At 69.3% G+C, this 378-nt stretch carries 1 protein-coding gene; it reads left to right on the top strand.

The annotated features are described in order from the left end of the window. Window positions 1-10: 10 nt before the first annotated feature. On the top strand, window positions 11-166 hold the full coding sequence (locus tag AC1DYG_RS20625) for a response regulator transcription factor (RefSeq protein WP_477641692.1): 156 nt from the start codon (window positions 11-13) through the stop codon (window positions 164-166). The last annotated feature ends 212 nt before the right edge of the window (window positions 167-378 follow it).

Here is a 378-nt window from a genome sequence, read left to right as displayed (position 1 = left end):
GCTCTCGCACGTGGCACTGGGCTGCCGCAACGCGGAGATCGCCGACCGGCTCTCGCTCAGCGTGGAGACCGTGAAGACGTACATGCGGAACCTGATGGCCAAGCTCGAGGTGGCCAGCAGGCAGGAGGCGGTGTTCGAGGCGCGTCGGCTGGGGTTGCTGCCGTAGGAGCGACGAGCGGAACGCAGTCGGATGCGAACTCCCCGGCTCCTACCCCCGAACGAGGATGGCGGCGGGTTCGGGCACATCGTCGGTCCGTACCGTCACGCTGACCCGCTCCGATCGGTCGTACTCGACGCGTCGAACGTGAGTGACGTGCTCGGAGACGATGGTCGCCAGGGTGTCCCGGCCGGCGGGCAGGGCCCGCTCGGTGAGGGTCC

The organism is Pedococcus sp. P1_H8, assembly GCF_056405175.1.
The sequence above is the reverse complement of the archived record's forward strand: the minus strand, read 5'-3'. Positions and strand labels throughout refer to the sequence as shown.